The 14,583-nt window shown below is 71.6% G+C and carries 15 protein-coding genes; 3 read left to right on the top strand and 12 right to left on the bottom strand.

Features of this window, described 5'->3' with window-relative positions:
- Positions 1 to 32: 32 nt before the first annotated feature.
- From rplS to proS, 9 genes are all read right to left on the bottom strand, one after another.
- Positions 33 to 392, bottom strand: coding sequence for a 50S ribosomal protein L19 (rplS, locus tag AB0M43_RS26355; RefSeq protein ID WP_363728428.1), 360 nt, complete (start codon positions 390 to 392; stop codon positions 33 to 35).
- 82 nt (positions 393 to 474) lie between these two features.
- Positions 475 to 1,236 carry a tRNA (guanosine(37)-N1)-methyltransferase TrmD gene (gene trmD / locus AB0M43_RS26350; RefSeq protein WP_363728427.1) on the bottom strand — a complete coding sequence of 254 codons (762 nt, stop codon included), beginning with the start codon at positions 1,234 to 1,236 and terminating at the stop codon, positions 475 to 477.
- A complete protein-coding gene (gene rimM, locus AB0M43_RS26345) occupies positions 1,233 to 1,748 on the bottom strand; it encodes a ribosome maturation factor RimM (protein ID WP_363728574.1) in 516 nt (171 codons plus the stop codon). Before rimM ends, trmD begins: the two co-directional genes overlap by 4 nt.
- Positions 1,749 to 1,817: 69 nt before the next feature.
- A complete protein-coding gene (locus AB0M43_RS26340) occupies positions 1,818 to 2,075 on the bottom strand; it encodes an RNA-binding protein (protein ID WP_197008862.1) in 258 nt (85 codons plus the stop codon).
- Positions 2,050 to 2,547, bottom strand: a complete 498-nt coding sequence (gene rpsP, locus AB0M43_RS26335) for a 30S ribosomal protein S16 (protein ID WP_363728426.1) — start codon at positions 2,545 to 2,547, stop codon at positions 2,050 to 2,052. Before rpsP ends, AB0M43_RS26340 begins: the two co-directional genes overlap by 26 nt.
- Before the next feature lie 199 nt (positions 2,548 to 2,746).
- Positions 2,747 to 5,329, bottom strand: a complete 2,583-nt coding sequence (locus AB0M43_RS26330; protein WP_363728425.1) for an ABC transporter substrate-binding protein — start codon at positions 5,327 to 5,329, stop codon at positions 2,747 to 2,749.
- Positions 5,330 to 5,408: 79 nt separating this feature from the next.
- Positions 5,409 to 6,455: an oxidoreductase gene (locus tag AB0M43_RS26325; RefSeq protein ID WP_363728424.1), complete on the bottom strand. Its 1,047-nt coding sequence runs from the start codon at positions 6,453 to 6,455 to the stop codon at positions 5,409 to 5,411.
- A 16-nt stretch (positions 6,456 to 6,471) separates the two neighbouring features.
- Entirely contained in the window at positions 6,472 to 7,014 is a 543-nt protein-coding gene (locus AB0M43_RS26320; protein ID WP_363728423.1) for a DUF402 domain-containing protein, read from the bottom strand.
- Between the two features lie 119 nt (positions 7,015 to 7,133).
- Complete coding sequence (gene proS, locus AB0M43_RS26315) at positions 7,134 to 8,540, bottom strand: proline--tRNA ligase (RefSeq protein ID WP_363728422.1); 1,407 nt, start codon at positions 8,538 to 8,540, stop codon at positions 7,134 to 7,136.
- A 176-nt stretch (positions 8,541 to 8,716) separates the two neighbouring features.
- Here proS and AB0M43_RS26310 point away from each other — a divergent pair, with 176 nt between their 5' ends.
- Positions 8,717 to 9,490, top strand: a complete 774-nt coding sequence (locus tag AB0M43_RS26310; protein ID WP_363728421.1) for a choice-of-anchor D domain-containing protein — start codon at positions 8,717 to 8,719, stop codon at positions 9,488 to 9,490.
- Between the two features lie 193 nt (positions 9,491 to 9,683).
- On the opposite strand, the gene AB0M43_RS26305 is transcribed toward AB0M43_RS26310, so the two are convergent.
- The 3 genes from AB0M43_RS26305 to ffh all read right to left on the bottom strand — a co-directional run bounded on the left by AB0M43_RS26305 (position 9,684) and on the right by ffh (position 13,128).
- Positions 9,684 to 10,187, bottom strand: coding sequence for an Imm21 family immunity protein (locus AB0M43_RS26305; RefSeq protein WP_363728420.1), 504 nt, complete (start codon positions 10,185 to 10,187; stop codon positions 9,684 to 9,686).
- Between the two features lie 265 nt (positions 10,188 to 10,452).
- Positions 10,453 to 11,532: an amidohydrolase family protein gene (locus AB0M43_RS26300; RefSeq protein ID WP_363728419.1), complete on the bottom strand. Its 1,080-nt coding sequence runs from the start codon at positions 11,530 to 11,532 to the stop codon at positions 10,453 to 10,455.
- 63 nt (positions 11,533 to 11,595) lie between these two features.
- On the bottom strand, positions 11,596 to 13,128 hold the full coding sequence (gene ffh / locus AB0M43_RS26295) for a signal recognition particle protein (RefSeq protein ID WP_363728418.1): 1,533 nt from the start codon (positions 13,126 to 13,128) through the stop codon (positions 11,596 to 11,598).
- A 143-nt stretch (positions 13,129 to 13,271) separates the two neighbouring features.
- Here ffh and AB0M43_RS26290 point away from each other — a divergent pair, with 143 nt between their 5' ends.
- Together AB0M43_RS26290 and AB0M43_RS26285 are read left to right on the top strand one after the other, a co-directional pair.
- Positions 13,272 to 14,126, top strand: coding sequence for an amidohydrolase family protein (locus AB0M43_RS26290; protein ID WP_363728417.1), 855 nt, complete (start codon positions 13,272 to 13,274; stop codon positions 14,124 to 14,126).
- Complete coding sequence (locus tag AB0M43_RS26285) at positions 14,123 to 14,566, top strand: hypothetical protein (RefSeq protein WP_363728416.1); 444 nt, start codon at positions 14,123 to 14,125, stop codon at positions 14,564 to 14,566. Before AB0M43_RS26290 ends, AB0M43_RS26285 begins: the two co-directional genes overlap by 4 nt.
- Positions 14,567 to 14,583: the final 17 nt, after the last annotated feature.

The following is a 14,583-nucleotide window of genomic DNA, read 5'->3' as shown; positions in this document are numbered from 1 at the left end:
GAGAGAGCCTATGTCAGACGATCTCGAAGCGGCTAGCTGACCGGCTTCGGGTCGCGGAGCTCCTTGATCTTGGCCTTCTTGCCACGGAGCTCGCGCAGGTAGTAGAGCTTGGCGCGACGGACGTCACCGTAGGTGACGACCTCGATCTTGTCGATCACCGGGCTGTTGATCGGCAGGGTCCGCTCGACGCCGACGCCGAAGCTGACCTTGCGGATGATGAAGGTCTCCCGCAGGCCGGCGCCCTGGCGGGCGATCACGACGCCCTGGAAGGCCTGGACCCGGGAACGGTTGCCCTCAACGACCCGAACAGACACCTTGAGCGTGTCGCCGGCGCGGAAGTGCGGGATGTCAGTCCGCTGAGACTGGGCGTCTAGGGTGTCCAGCGTGTTCATCGCTGCTGCTTCCCTCGTGCTCAAGGCGCGCATAGGCGCGCGGGTCGGTCAATACGGTTTGGGGCTGCCAGAAGCAACCCCACTACTCTGCCACATCCTGGGCTGATACCTGAAATCCGGCCTCGGACAGGGCAGCGAGATCACGCTTGTCAAGCGTGTCGTAACTTCGTTTCAGCAGGTCAGGCCGCTGCTGTGCCGTACGTAACAGCGACTGGTCACGCCGCCATCGAGCAATTTTCGCATGATCCCCCGAGCGGAGAATCTCCGGGACCCCATGCCCGCGCCATTCGGCCGGTTTCGTGTACATCGGCGCCTCGAGCAGGCCGGCCGCGTGCGACTCCTCCAGCAGCGAGTCCGCGTTGCCCAGCACGCCCGGCAGCAGCCGCGTGACGGCCTCCAGGACCACCAGGACGGCCACCTCGCCCCCGAAGAGCACGTAGTCGCCCAGGGACACCTCCTGGACCCGGCAGACGCCCCCCGCCTCCGTCAGCACCCGCTGGTCGATGCCCTCGTAGCGCCCACAGGCGAAGACGAGGTGCTCCTCGGCGGCCAGCTCGTGCGCCATCGCCTGGTCGAACCGCCGCCCGGCCGGGCTCGGCACCAGCAGCAGGCTCGCGGGCGTCAGGGCCGTGTCCAGCGCCTGACCCCACGGCTCCGGGCGCATCACCATGCCGGGGCCGCCGCCGTAGGGCGTGTCGTCCACCGTGCGGTGCACGTCGTGGGTGAAGTCCCGCAGGTCCGTCACGCGCAGGTCCAGCGCGCCGGTGCCGCGGGCCTTGCCGATCAGGGACAGCTCCAGCGGGGCCAGATAGTCCGGGAAGATCGTGAAGACGTCGACTCTCACAGGTCGAACAGCCCGCCGGGCGGGGTCACCACGACCCTGCCGCCCGCCACGTCGACCTCGGGCACGATCGCCGCCACGAACGGCACCAGCGCGTCGTGGGTGCCCGGCCGGCGGACGACCAGCTGGTCGTGCGCGGGACCGTGGATCACCCGGACGACCTCGCCGATCTTCTCGCCGTCGACCATGACCGCGAGCCCGACCAGCTGGTGGTCGTGGAACTCGTCCGGGTCGTCGATCTCGGGCAGGTCCTCGACCTCGACACCGAGGAACACGCCCCGGAGGCTGTCGGCGGTGTCCCGGTCGTTGACCTCCTCCAGGGCGAGGAGGAGGCGGGCCTTGCCGGCCGTGGTGTGCTGGCGGGCGAACTCCAGGGTCAGCGGACCCCGGGCCACCGGGTCGGTGGTGAACACCGTCCCGGGGATGAAGCGATCCTGGGGGTCGTCCGTGCGGAGTTCCGCGACGACCTCGCCACGGATCCCGTGCGGACGGATGATCCGCCCCACAATCAACAACATGACCTGAACTCCCACACAGAAGAGAAGTGGCGCCGGGTAGTCACCCGGCGCCACCAACAGACGTGCCTAGTACGCGTCGACGATCTCGACCCGGACCCCACGGCCACCGATCGAACCCACGACGGTGCGCAGCGCGCGGGCGGTACGCCCGCCCCTGCCGATCACCGTGCCGAGGTCGTCGGGGTGCACCCGGATCTCCAGGCGCGCGCCGCGCCGGGAGTCGACCATCCGCACCCTGACGTCGTCAGTGTGCTCGACGATGCCCTTGACCAGGTGCTCCAGCGCGGGGCGGAGCACTTCAGGCGTCCGCGCCTGCGTCCGCAACAACGGCCTGCTCCTCGGTCTTGGTCTCAGCCTCGACGGCCGGGGCGGCCTCGGCCTTGGGGGCCTCGGTCTTCTCGGCGGCCTTCTTGGCCGGCTTCTTCTCGGCCTTCGGGGCCGGGGCCTCGGCGAGACCGGCGGCGAACTTCGACTCCGCCTCGTACGCGGCCTTCTTGTCGGCGCGCGGGGCGGCGACCTTCAGCGGCGCGGGGGCCTCGAGGCCCTTGAACTTCTGCCAGTCACCGGTGAGCTTCAGCAGCGCCAGGACGGGCTCGCTCGGCTGCGCGCCGACCCCGAGCCAGTACTGCGCCCGCTCGGAGTTGACCTCGATCAGCGAGGGCTCCTCCTTCGGGTGGTAGATGCCGAGGAACTCGATCGCCTTGCCGTCGCGCTTGGTGCGCGAGTCGGCGACGACGATGCGGTACTGCGGGTTGCGGATCTTGCCCATCCGCAGAAGACGAATCTTTGTAGCCACGGTAGAACTGCTCCTGAGCGGTAGCTTCGGTTGAGTGGCTTCGCGCCCGTGGGGTTGGGCGCTGGCTCCTCGGGTGGACTGCCGCCGTGCCGGGGTTAGAGGGCGCCGACACGACAGTGTTACCAGCCGACCATTCTGCCAGACCATCCCGCGATCGGCGCCATCGGGCGGCCCGGCTCACTCCCCGGCGCGGCCCCGCTCACTCCACCGGACAGCCCCGGGCCGCCGGGTGCGCGTCGTCGAGCGTGCCGCACTGCCACTCCAGGGTCGGCCGGGGCTGCCCGACCTGGGCGAGCATGACCAGAACGACCTTGTTCCTGGGTACCTGTCCGGTAGGGGCGTGCGCGTAGTCGATCAGGCCGCTCGCGCCCACGAAGGGCTTCGGGTCCCCGATCCGCCAGATCCCCCACCGGATCTCGCCGGGGCTGACCGGGATCTGGGCGCCGTTGGCCTGGATCCGCGACACCGCCTGGGCGATCACCAGCACCGCGTCCCGGCCGATCAGCGCCCGGCCGTCGAGCGCGTCGTCGCACTGCCGGGAGAAGAGCTCCTGGTAGAGCTGGTAGAACCGGGCCGGCTGGCAGCCCGTCAACCCGCCGCCGGTCGCCAGCGCGGCGCTGCTCGCGAACGACATGTAGCGCAGTTCCACGTTCGGGAAGCCGGCGAGCTTGCCGTCCAGGACGAACCGGGTCGCGTCGTCGCCAGCCAGGATCCGGACCCGCTTCGACGGGCAACTCTGCGACAGGCCGCTGAGGAACTCGCTGAGCTCCGCCTCCCGGCCGGCGAAGAAGGGCAGGCTGTCGCTGCCGCACGCGTCGATCCCGCGCTGGGCGGCCGTCGGGAGCGGCAGGGTCGGGGCCGCCTCGGTGCGGTAGCGGCCCTGGCCGGGGAGTTCGACCGTGAGCCCCGCCTTCGCGAACTCCTCCTCGGCGTCGCGGGCCAGGTTGTCGCTGTAGGTGTCGGCGGGGTCGCCCGAGGCGTACACCCGGATGGTGGTCGCCTGGAGTTTGACCTTCGCGAACGCCGCGGCGACCGTGGCCTCGCGCCGGTTGGCCGGGCCCACCTGGTGGTAGAGCGGATACAGCGTGGGCAGCTCGTCGTCGGAGGTCACGCTGCCCACCATCGGCAGCCCGGCGGCCTGGAGCCGACCCATCGCGACCTTGGTGGGGGCGAGACTCTGGCCCATGCCGGTGACCGCGACCACGCCCCGGCGGGCGGTCAGGGCCACGACCAGGTCGGCGACCCGGGGCGCGTGGCCCATCCGGTAGCCGGCGTTGGCGATCAGCACCCGGATCGGGGTGCCGGACTCCACCAGTTCGCGCTGGGCGACGGCGACGCCCTCCAGCTCCTCGCGCGCGCCCTTGAGCAGGGCACCGGAGGGGCTGGACACCGAGATGGCGGTCATGTGCACGATCGTCACGTAGGCCCGGCCGCTGCCGACGATCTCGGCGTTGCGGGCGCCGATCGTGGTCTGCACGGTGCGCAGCCGGTCGATCTCGGCCCGCCGGACGCCCAGGGTGGAGGACGCGGGCGCCTTCGACAGATCAAGATCGTTCACGAAGGGGTACGACCCGTCCGACACCCCCACGCACTCGCGCCCCACGGTCAGCACGTCCACGCCGCCGACCGGCCCCGCCAGTCCGCAGTGCTCCGCCGACCACGTCCGGCGGTCCTGGAACCAGGTGCCGCCCACCCCGCCCAGGAGCGCCACGACCAGCACCCCGGCGACCGCGGGCCAGACCCAGCCGGGCCACAGCCGGCGTTCCCGCAGCGTGAACGGCACCTCGGTCACCGGGGCCGCCGCGTCGGGCACGGACAGGGACTCGATCTCCTGGCCCTGCACCCCGTTGTCGAGCTGCTGGCGGAGCGCCGGGGCGGCGATGGCCAGTTCGCCCGGGGGTTCGGCGAGGGGTTCGGTGTCGGCGACGAGCAGGAGCAGCGGGTCGCCCAGGGCCGCGCGGCGCTCGTCCAGCAGGGCCTGGAGCAGCCGGGGCCCGACCGGGGCGCTGGTCAGGTCGTCGATCAGGAGCGCGACCGGGCGGCGGCGCCACCGGGGCCGGGTCCAGCCGAACAGCCGGCGGGTGGACGCCGCGCTCAGGTCGGCGAGGAACGCGGCGACCAGCAGCTGCTCGACCTGCACCGGGTGCCGTTCGACGTGCCGGGCGTTGCCGAGCTGGCGGCTGAACCCGGTCAGTCCGGCTGCCCCGGCCGGGTTCAGGTACGGCTGGGTGGTCAGCCAGCGGGCGTGCCGGCCGAACCGGCCGATCAGGGCCGCCGCGACCGCCGTCGCCGGGGTGATCAGGGCGCCGACCAGCACCCGGAGCCACTCCTTCGGCACGGCCTCCTTGGCCTGGTCCACCGCGCCCAGCCAGCGGACCAGCCGCCTGCGGAGCCGGTCGCGGTTGGCCGCGTCGGCGGTGCCGTCCTGGGGCAGGGGCTGGAGCAGGTACTCCACCAGCTGGTGCCTGCGGAACCGCAGCCGGCCGCCGGAGGCCCGCGCCCCGGCCAGCAGCTCCACGAGATGGGCGAGCACGGCGCGCAGGTTGTCCCCGTCGTCCGCGGTGAGCTGGAGCCGCGCGGTCGGGATCTGCTCGGAGAACCGGAGCTTGACCCGGTCGAGCAGGTCGGCGTTCGCCGGGCCCCGGACGAGGTGCACGACCGGCATCCGGCGCCGCCACCGCCGCCAGCGCAGGTTGGGCGGCGGCGCGTACAGGCTGCCCAGGAGTTCCATCAGCTCGGCGGCACCGTCGAAGGCGGGGAGCGTGTCGCGCCGTCTCGTCATGAATCCATGATGGACGATCCGACCCGCTCCCCCGCCACGCCGCTTTGTCCGATCAGTGACGTGGATCGGACAGTACGGATCAGTGCCGGATCACCAGCCGGGCCGCGCGGCCCTGCTCGCCGGACGCCCAGACGTACTTCCCGTCGGCCACCGACACCGCGTCGAAGCTGCCCGCGTCGAACTGCTTCCAGGTGATCCCGTCGACCGAGTAGTCGCTGCCCGTGGGGCCGACCGCGATGTACTCCGAGCCCGTCCAGACCGCGCCCGAGCGGTACCCCTTCGGGGCGGTGTCGGCGACCTCGGTCCACGTCGCGCCGCCGTCGTGCGTGACGGCGAGCAGCTGGCCGGCCCGGTCGGGGGCCGCGAAGTCCCCGCCGATCGCGATGCCCTCGGTGGCGGTGCGGAACGCCAGGGAGAAGATGCCGCCCGACTCCAGGCTGCGGACGGGGGTGTTCGCCACGGTCCAGTTCCGGCCGTGGTCGGACGAGTGGAACACCCGGGCGAACGCGCCGCCGCCCGTGGCCAGCCAGTAGTCCTGGCCCCGGGCCACCAGGCAGGTGCCCGACGCCGCGAACGCCGCCTCGCCCGGCAGCGCCGCCGGCATCCCGGCCGGGTCCACCAGCGACCAGGTCCGGCCGCCGTCGGACGTCGACTGGAACCGGAACTTGCCGTCCACCGGGTCGGACATCACCAGGCCGTGCTGGCGGTCACCGAAGGCGGCGCAGTCGTAGAAGGCGTTCTCGTCGGTGTTCTGGAACGACTTCGTCCAGGTGCGGCCGGCGTCGGCCGTCACGTAGATCCGGGAGTCCGTGCCCGGGCCGATCGACAGCGCGACCGCGTTCCGCGCGTCGAACGCCTCGATGTCGCGGAACTGGAGCGTCTCCACGCCGGCCGGGCCGACCGAGGCCCAGTTGTGCCCGGCGTCGGTGGTGCGCAGGATCCGGCCGCCCGAACCCGAGGTCCACGCGATGTGCGAGTTCACGGCGGCCAGGCCGCGCAGCCGGGAGGTGGTGGGAGTGGAGTTGAGCTCCCAGGCGTACGTCCGGTGCGGTGCGGCCTGGGCCGCCGTACCCGACAGGGGGATCAGGGCGGCGACCGCTGCGGTCACGACGATCTTCTTCATCATGCATCCGGAAAGTACTCTAAGGACGCAGGTCGGTCCACGTTCCGTCGAACGGGAACTCCCCCGCCTCGATCAGTTTCACGACCCGATTCCCTTCCGCCCGGATATCGGCCGCCTCCGCCGCCGACCAGAACCGGGGATCGCCGGTCTTGGCGGCGAACGACTCCTCGTCCTTCCACTGCCAGGTCCGGTCCGGCTCCACCCAGATGTCGAGCTCCTGGTCGGTGACGTGGACGCCGTCGGGGCTGCGGGTCTCCAGGTTCACGTACCAGCCGGCGAACTCGCCCGCGTCGGTGAAGAACCACCAGACCGCGTGGTCCGCGCCGTGCGGCTGGAAGATCAGCACGCCGTTGCCGAACCAGACGTCGTCGGAGAGGGGGAAGCCGCCCTCCGGCCAGTCGTCGCGGGGGATCTCGCGCAGCGGCGGGTCCGTCAGGGTCCGCCGGACCGGGGTGCCGCCGGGCAGGGCGAGCAGCGGGCCGCGCTCGTCGTCGAGCACCGGGCGGACGGGCAGGATCTGGCAGACGACGCCGCCGAAGGACAGTCGGATCTCGTGGGGCATCGGCCCACCATAGCCAGAGGGGCGGCCGTCAGGCCGCCCCCGTGTGCTCCGTGCTCGGTGACCCTGGGCGGTGCCGATGGCACCGGGCCGGGGCCCACCGTAACTACATAAAAATCTCTTTAGTACGAACGCGCCAGGTACGCGGTCAGGCCGGGCTCGTCCTGGCTCAGCGGCACGCCGCCGTCCTCGCGGACCAGGCAGCGCACGCTGACGGCCGACTGGTTGGCCTTCGCCTCGCCCTCGACGCCGACCTTGTCCCACGCGATCCGCGCGAACCCGGAACCGGCGACCTCGATCGCCTCGTCGAGGGTCGCGGCGTCGGCGGTCTTCGCCGCGCGGGCCGCGAGCGCCTGGTCGTACAGCGCCTGCTGGTCGGACTCCAGGGCGTTGAGCACGGCCTTGACCACGCCGTCCACGGTCACCGCGACCTTGGAACTGTCGGTGCGCCGGGCGATCGTCACGTTGCCCTCGGCGATGTCGCGCGGGCCGATCTCGATCCGGACCGGGTAGCCCTTGAGCTCCGCGTCCACGGCGCGCCGGCCGAACGGGGTGTCGGTCCGGTCGTTGACCTGCACCCGGACCCCGGCGGCGCGCAGCTCGGCGAGCACCCGGTCGGTGGCCTCGGACACGCCCTCGCCGTCCTTGACGACCATGACGTACGCCTGGATCGGGGCCAGCTTCGGCGGCACCCGCAGCCCGTTGTCGTCGCCGTGCACCATGATCAGGCCGCCGACCATCCGGGTGGACACACCCCAGGAGGTGGTCCAGGCAAGCTGCTGGCCGCCCTCCTTCGCGGAGAAGGAGATGTCGAAGGCCTTGGCGAAGTTCTGACCCAGCTCGTGGCTGGTGCCCATCTGGAGCGCCTTGCCGTCGCCGGTCTGGGCCTCCAGGGTGTAGGTGCTGGTCGCGCCCGCGAACCGCTCCCGGTTCGTCTTGCGGCCCACGTGCACCGGGATGGCCAGGACGTTGACCATGAAGTCCTCGTACACCTCGTGCAGGATGCGGCGCGCGTAGTCGCGGGCGTCCTGCTCGTCGGCGTGCGCGGTGTGGCCCTCCTGCCAGAGGAACTCGCTGGTCCGGAGGAACACCCGGGGGCGCATCTCCCAGCGGACCACGTTGGCCCACTGGTTGAGCAGCAGCGGGAGGTCCCGGTAGGACTGGGTCCACTTCGCCATGAACTCGCCGATGACCGTCTCGGAGGTCGGCCGCACGACGACCGGCTCCTCGAGCTTCTTGCCGCCGCCGTGGGTGACGACGGCCAGCTCGGGGCTGAAGCCCTCGACGTGCTCGGCCTCGCGCTTGAGGTAGCTCTCGGGGATGAACAGCGGGAAGTACGCGTTCTCCGCGCCGGTGGCCTTGATCCGCGCGTCGAGGTCGGAGACCATCCGCTCCCACAGGGCATAGCCCGTCGGTCGGATCACCATCGTTCCGCGCACGGGGCCGTTGTCGGCCATCTCGGCCTTGGAGATCAGATCCTGGTACCAGCGGGGAAAGTCTTCCGCCCGGGGAGTGAGCACACGCGCCATGGGCACCGATCCTAGTCGCGGGCCGCGCCGTCACCTCGGCGACCCCTTTTCAAACGCTTATACCCGTTTAAGGGTACTTAGTCGTTAATGATCCGTACACTCGGGCCCGAGAAGACTTTTTCAGTACGGGAAGTCGCACACCTCGCGCAGCCCGCACACATGCTCCGAGGAGAACAATGAGGACACGCACCCCCATCCTGTCCGTGCAGGCCCAGGTGGCCGGCGCGGTCGGGGTGTTCGCGGCCCTGGCCGCCTTCGCCATGACCACCGGTGCGGGCGAGGCTCCGGCCGTCGCCGCGCCCGTCGCCGCGCCGGTCGCCGCGCCGGCCGCGCCCGGGGTCAAGGCGGCGCCCATCGTGGGCCTCGCCCCGGCCAGCCACAACTTCGGCGGCCACCAGGTCGGCACGACCAGCCCCACCCAGACGTTCACCGTCACCAACACCGGCAACGCGCCCTACGCCATCACCTCCGTGACGATCGGCGGCACCAACGCCGGGGACTTCCTCAAGAGCGAGGACACCTGCACGGGTACGTCGGTCCCCGGGCCGGCCGGCAGCTGCACCGTGAAGGTCGCGTTCAAGCCCACGTCGGGCGGGCCGCGCTCCGGCACGCTCACGGTCACCGACCAGGTGGGGCCGGAGCACGTCCGGGTCGCGAAGCTGTACGGGTCGGGGTCCCAGTCGGGGCCGACCCCGTCCATGACGCCGTCGCCCTCGGGGTCCCCGTCGCCTTCGCCGTCGCCGTCCACGTCTCCGTCCCCTTCGGCGACCGCGTCTCCGTCGGCGACCGCCAGTGTCACGCCGAGCGCGCCCGTGACGACGCCGCCGACGCCGGAGCTGCCGGTGACCGGTGGGGGGCCGTTGGTGCCGACGCTGCTGGGGGTGGCCGGGTTCCTGGTGGTCACCGGGTTCGCGTTGCGGCGGTTGACGAAGGCTCGTAAGGCGGCGTAGCCGCAGGAGGGACGCTCTCAGGGGTGGGCCACGCAGGTGGTGCCGCCGCTGGGAACTGGCCGGGGGTGACGGGGGCGCGTATGTGCCCTGTCATCCCCGGTCGGCGTCGGGGGCGGGTGGTTGGCGGGCGGGGTGGGCGGTTGGCGGGCGGGGCGGGCCGTTGTCGGGTGTTGCTGGCGGCGCGGGGGGTGATTCAGGGGTTCGCGCCGCGCGGGGTCAGCCGCACCAGGATCAGGCACGCGCCCCGGGTCTCCACCCAGGCGCCCTCGGCGACGTAGTCGCCCGGCTCCAGGTCGATCCGCAGGTGTTCCTCCCCTGCGAGCTCAGCGCCGCCGTATGCCGAGTCGAACAGGACGACGGGTTCCGTGATGGCCCAGCCCACCACTGACGTCCACACCGCGTCCGGGAGGAGTTCCCCGACGAGTGCGGGGAGGTCGACGTCGCTATCGGCGGCTCCGAGCCGGACGAGCGTCCGGTGCGCCGGCAGGTACGTGGTTCGGAACTGCTCCTCGCCCAGTACCAGGACCTGCGCGTCGTGGAAGTCGATGACGTCCACGTACTCGTCGACCTCGCCGGCCCGGTCGTGGTCGCCGGTGCCGTCCGGGTACGGGTCCGGGGCGCCGGGCCAGTCGGCGCACGCCGACTCGGGGACGAGGATCAACGGGCCGAACAGTGAGGTCACCCAGGTCGGGGGCATGCTGCCTCCACTCGACGGTCGGACGGGCGCCGGGGAGCCGGGGCCAGGGCCGCGGGGTGGTCGGCCGGGACGAAGGTACAGCGGGTGGGCCGTGGTGGCGGGCAGGCGGTGCGATGCGGTGCGGGCGGTGCGGCGGCGGGCAGGCGGTGCGATGCGGTGCGGGCGGTGCGGCGGCGGGCAGGCGGTGCGGTGCGGGCGGCACGGCGGCGGGCAGGCGGTGCGGTGCGGGCGGCGGCGCGGGGTGCGGCGGTGCGGAGCGCCGCCGCTACAGGAGGACCCTGCCCCGAAGAATGATCCGGACCGGCTCGCGGACCGTGGACAGGTCGCGCCGGGGGTCGGCCGGGTAGACCACCAGGTCGGCGAGCCCGCCCTCGACCAGGCCGGGGAAGCCGAGCCACTCGCGCGCCTTCCACGACGCGGCGGCCAGTACGTCGAGGGCGCTCATCCCGGCCCGTTCGTGCAGGAGCAGCATCTCCTCGGCGGCCAGTCCGTGGCTGATCCCGCCGCCCGCGTCGGTGCCGATGAAGATCTGCACCCCGGCCTCGTACGCGGCGGCCACCACCGCCGGGAAGTCGCGCTGCAGGCGGCGCATGTGAGCCGCGTACACCGGGAACTTGCCGTCGGCCTGGCTGGCGATGCCCTCGAACGTGTCGATATTGATCATGGTGGGGGTCAGGGTGGTGCCCCGGGCGGCCATGGTGTCGATCAGGTCGAGGGACAGGCCGGTGCCGTGCTCCACCGAGTCCACCCCGGCGTCGACGAAGATCCGCACGGCCTCCTCGTCGAAGGTGTGCACCGCGATCCGCGCGCCCGCCGCCTGGGCCTCCGCGACGGCGGCCCGGATCACGTCGGCGTCCCAGGACGGGGCCAGGTCGCCGGTGTCGCGCTGGATCCAGTCCCCGACGATCTTCACCCAGCCGTTGCCGGCCGCCGCCTGTCGGCGGACGCCGTCGAGCAGGGTGTCGGCCTCGTGCTCCTCGCCGATCCCCCGGAGGTAACGCTTGACGGGGGCCAGGTGCCGGCCGGCCCGGGCCAGGCGGGGCATGTCCTCGGCGTCGTCCAGTTCGGCGTACGGGAACGGGGAGCCCATGTCGCGGATCGCCAGGACACCGGCGTCGCGGTCGATGGCGGCCAGGCCGCGGGCCTCGTCGAGAGAGGCCACCGGACCGCCGCCGGGGCGGATGCCGGGGTGGCAGTGCGCGTCCACCAGGCCGGGGAGGATGAACCCGCCGTCGACCACGGTCGTCGCGTCGGGCACCGGCTCGAAGGTGACCCGGTCGCCGACCAGCCACAGGTCACGGACCTCGTCGTCGGGCAGGACGACACCACGCACATGTAGGGCCATGGCCCTCTTTCTACCAGCCCCCACCACCGGGTGGCAGGGGCTGGGCACACGTACCAAATAAAGCTATTTGTCTTTCTTGAACTTGTTGAAGTCGATCTTCGGCAGCTTGAAGCCGGGGGGCAGGTCCGGCATGCCACCGGCCGGCGGGAGCTGCGGGGGCAGACCCGGCGGCAGGGTCGGCATCCCGCCCTTGGCCCGGGCCCCGGACGCGCCGCCGCCCTTCTTCTTGGCGTCCTTGCGCTTGTTCTTCTGCGACTTCGTGAAGCTCGCCTTGCCCCGGCCGGGCAGGCCCATCATGCCGCCCATCTGGCGCATCATCTTCTGCGCCTCGGTGAACCGGGTGATGAGCTGGTTGATGTCCGTGACGGACGTGCCCGAACCGTTGGCGATCCGGGTGCGGCGCGAGGCGTTGAGCAGCTTCGGGTCGGTGCGCTCGCCCGGGGTCATCGACCGGATGATCGCGGTGACCTTGTCGAGGTGCTTGTCGTCCACCTCGGCGATCTGGTCCTTCATCTGGTTCATGCCGGGCATCATCGCCAGCAGGTTGGAGATCGGGCCCATCCGGCGGACCGCGAGCAGCTGGTCGAGGAAGTCCTCGAGGGTGAAGTCCTGACCGCCCATGAGCTTGGCGGTCATCTTCTCCTTCTGGTCGTCCTCGAAGACCCGCTCCGCCTGCTCGATGAGCGTGAGCATGTCGCCCATGCCGAGGATCCGCGACGCCATCCGGTCGGGGTGGAAGACGTCGAAGTCCTCCAGCTTCTCGCCGGTGGACGCGAACATGATCGGCTGGCCGGTCACGTTGCGGACCGACAGCGCGGCGCCACCGCGGGCGTCGCCGTCCAGCTTGGACAGCACGACACCGGTGATGCCGACCCCGTCGCGGAACGCCTCGGCCGTGGCCACCGCGTCCTGGCCGACCATCGCGTCGATGACGAACAGGACCTCGTCCGGGTTCGTCACGTCGCGGATCGCGGCGGCCTGGGCCATCATCTCCTCGTCGATGCCCAACCGGCCGGCGGTGTCGACGATGACGATGTCGCGCAGGTGCCGCTTGGCGTGCTCGATCGCGTCCCGGGCCACCTGGACCGGGTCGCCGACCCCGCTGCCCACCTCCGGCGCGTAGACCTCGACGCCGGCCCGCTCGCCCAGCACCTGGAGCTGCTGGACGGCGTTGGGCCGCTGGAGGTCGGCGGCGACGAGCATCGGCTGGTGGCCGAGGCCCTTGAGGTGCAGGGCGAGCTTGCCGGCCAGGGTGGTCTTACCGGCGCCCTGGAGGCCGGCGAGCATGATCACCGTGGGGGGCTGCTTGGCGAACTGGAGCCGGCGCGCCTCGCCGCCGAGCACCCCGACGAGCTCCTCGTGCACGATCTTGATGACCTGCTGGGCCGGGTTGAGGGCCTTGGAGACCTCGGAGCCCCGGGCGCGCTCCTTGAGCTGGTGGATGAAGGACTTGACCACGGGCAGGGCGACATCCGCCTCGAGCAGCGCCATCCGGATCTCCCGGGCGGTGCGGTCGATGTCGGCGTCACTGAGGCGCCCCTTGCCCTTGAGCTGGGCGAAGATGCCAGAGAGCCGGTCGGAGAGCGTGTCGAACACGTCAGGTCATCCCTTGGTGGTGGTTGAATCCGCGTCGCTCCAGACTACCGGCCCCGTCCCAGTTCATTCAGGCCGGTCAAAAGCCTCATCTGGTACCCGCCACCCGCCGCGACTTCCGCTGTGACGTAGCTAATAATGTTGCGATGCGTATCCCGTACGAGCGGTACTTCGACCTGCGGGCCATCCCCCAGGGGGGCATGGCGATGGACTCCTACGAGTACCTCAGTCAGGTCACGGCCTCCGCCGTCGAGAACGCCCCGATCTGGGACGCGCACACCCACCTCGGTACGGACACCGACGGCAAGACGCTGAACGCGGAGGGGCTGCTCGCCGACCTGGCCAAGTTCGACGTCACCGGGGCCGTCGTGTTCCCGTTCAACGACCCCGACCAGGGCGAGGACTTCCACGTCCCCAACGAGCGGATCTTCGCCGAGTGCGCGCCGCACGCCGACCGGCTGCTGCCGTTCATGCGGCTGAACCCGCACGGGCCGTGGGAGGCGGAGTACGAGACCTGCCTCGCCCGGGGCCACGTGGGCGTGAAGCTGCACCCCCGGGCGCAGGAGTTCGAGATCGGCTCGGACCTGGTGCGCCCCATCTACAGGCGCGCCGCCGACGACGGGCTGCCGGTGCTCGTGCACACCGGGTACGGCATGCCGGCCATCTCGCACGACGTCGCCACGGTCGCCGCCGCGCTGCCGCACCTGAAGCTGATCCTCGGGCACGCCTCGTTCATCGACATGCCCCGGGCGCTGCGGGTGCTCAAACCCTTCCCCAACGTGTACTTCGAGACCTCGGTCGTCCGGGTCTACGACCTGTTCCAGGTCCTCCGCGAGGTCGACCCGTCCCGCGTGATGTACGGCTCCGACAAGCCCTACTCGTCGAGCACCGTGTCCCTGCAGTCGATGGGGATCATGGCGGCGATGGCCGGGGTGCCCGAGGAACGGATGCCGGACCTGTTCGGCGGGAACCTGCTGCGGGTGCTGGACGTGACGTCGTGAGGACCACCGTCAAGGGCACCGACGTGCACGACGTCTGCCGGGAGGTCGTCGAGCGCGGCCTGCACCCCGAACAGGTCGACGTCGACCTGGGCGACGGCCGGCTCCTGCCCCTCGTGCTGGACGACCCGGCGCACTTCACGCTGTACGTCCGGCTCTACTCCCGGGCACTGGCCGCCCGCAACCTGTTCCTGTCCGGCAACATCCGCCGCACCCTGTGGGAGATCGGCGCGGCCCTGATCGCCGCCGACGAGCCGCCCTGCTTCCTGGAGGGCGTCTACCTCGCGGAGATCCGGTTCGCGCTGGCCAACGCGGAGGAGGCGCTGCGCACCGGGCAGACCAGCGCGAAGCACCACGGGCCGTACGCGTCGATGACGATCGCGGAGAACCTCTGCCTGATGCGGCTCTTCCGCCGCCAGCTGCACCCCACACCCCCGGGCTAGACGGGTACGGGCGGGGG

Origin of the sequence: Longispora sp. NPDC051575 (assembly GCF_040681875.1) — a bacterium.
Taxonomy (GTDB): domain Bacteria; phylum Actinomycetota; class Actinomycetes; order Mycobacteriales; family Micromonosporaceae; genus Longispora.
Note: the sequence above shows the minus strand (reverse complement) of the source record. Positions and strands in the feature narration are given on the sequence as shown.

Bases quoted from the DNA above. Each gene is read 5' to 3' on its own strand.
- AB0M43_RS26290 (WP_363728417.1), top strand. From the start codon at position 13,272: ATGCGTATCCCGTACGAGCGGTACTTCGACCTGCGGGCCATCCCCCAG.
- AB0M43_RS26305 (WP_363728420.1), bottom strand. From the start codon at position 10,187: ATGCCCCCGACCTGGGTGACCTCACTGTTCGGCCCGTTGATCCTCGTC.
- rplS (WP_363728428.1), bottom strand. From the start codon at position 392: ATGAACACGCTGGACACCCTAGACGCCCAGTCTCAGCGGACTGACATC.
- AB0M43_RS26320 (WP_363728423.1), bottom strand. From the start codon at position 7,014: ATGCCCCACGAGATCCGACTGTCCTTCGGCGGCGTCGTCTGCCAGATC.
- AB0M43_RS26330 (WP_363728425.1), bottom strand. From the start codon at position 5,329: ATGACGAGACGGCGCGACACGCTCCCCGCCTTCGACGGTGCCGCCGAG.
- proS (WP_363728422.1), bottom strand. From the start codon at position 8,540: ATGGCGCGTGTGCTCACTCCCCGGGCGGAAGACTTTCCCCGCTGGTAC.
- AB0M43_RS26310 (WP_363728421.1), top strand. From the start codon at position 8,717: ATGAGGACACGCACCCCCATCCTGTCCGTGCAGGCCCAGGTGGCCGGC.
- AB0M43_RS26300 (WP_363728419.1), bottom strand. From the start codon at position 11,532: ATGGCCCTACATGTGCGTGGTGTCGTCCTGCCCGACGACGAGGTCCGT.
- AB0M43_RS26325 (WP_363728424.1), bottom strand. From the start codon at position 6,455: ATGATGAAGAAGATCGTCGTGACCGCAGCGGTCGCCGCCCTGATCCCC.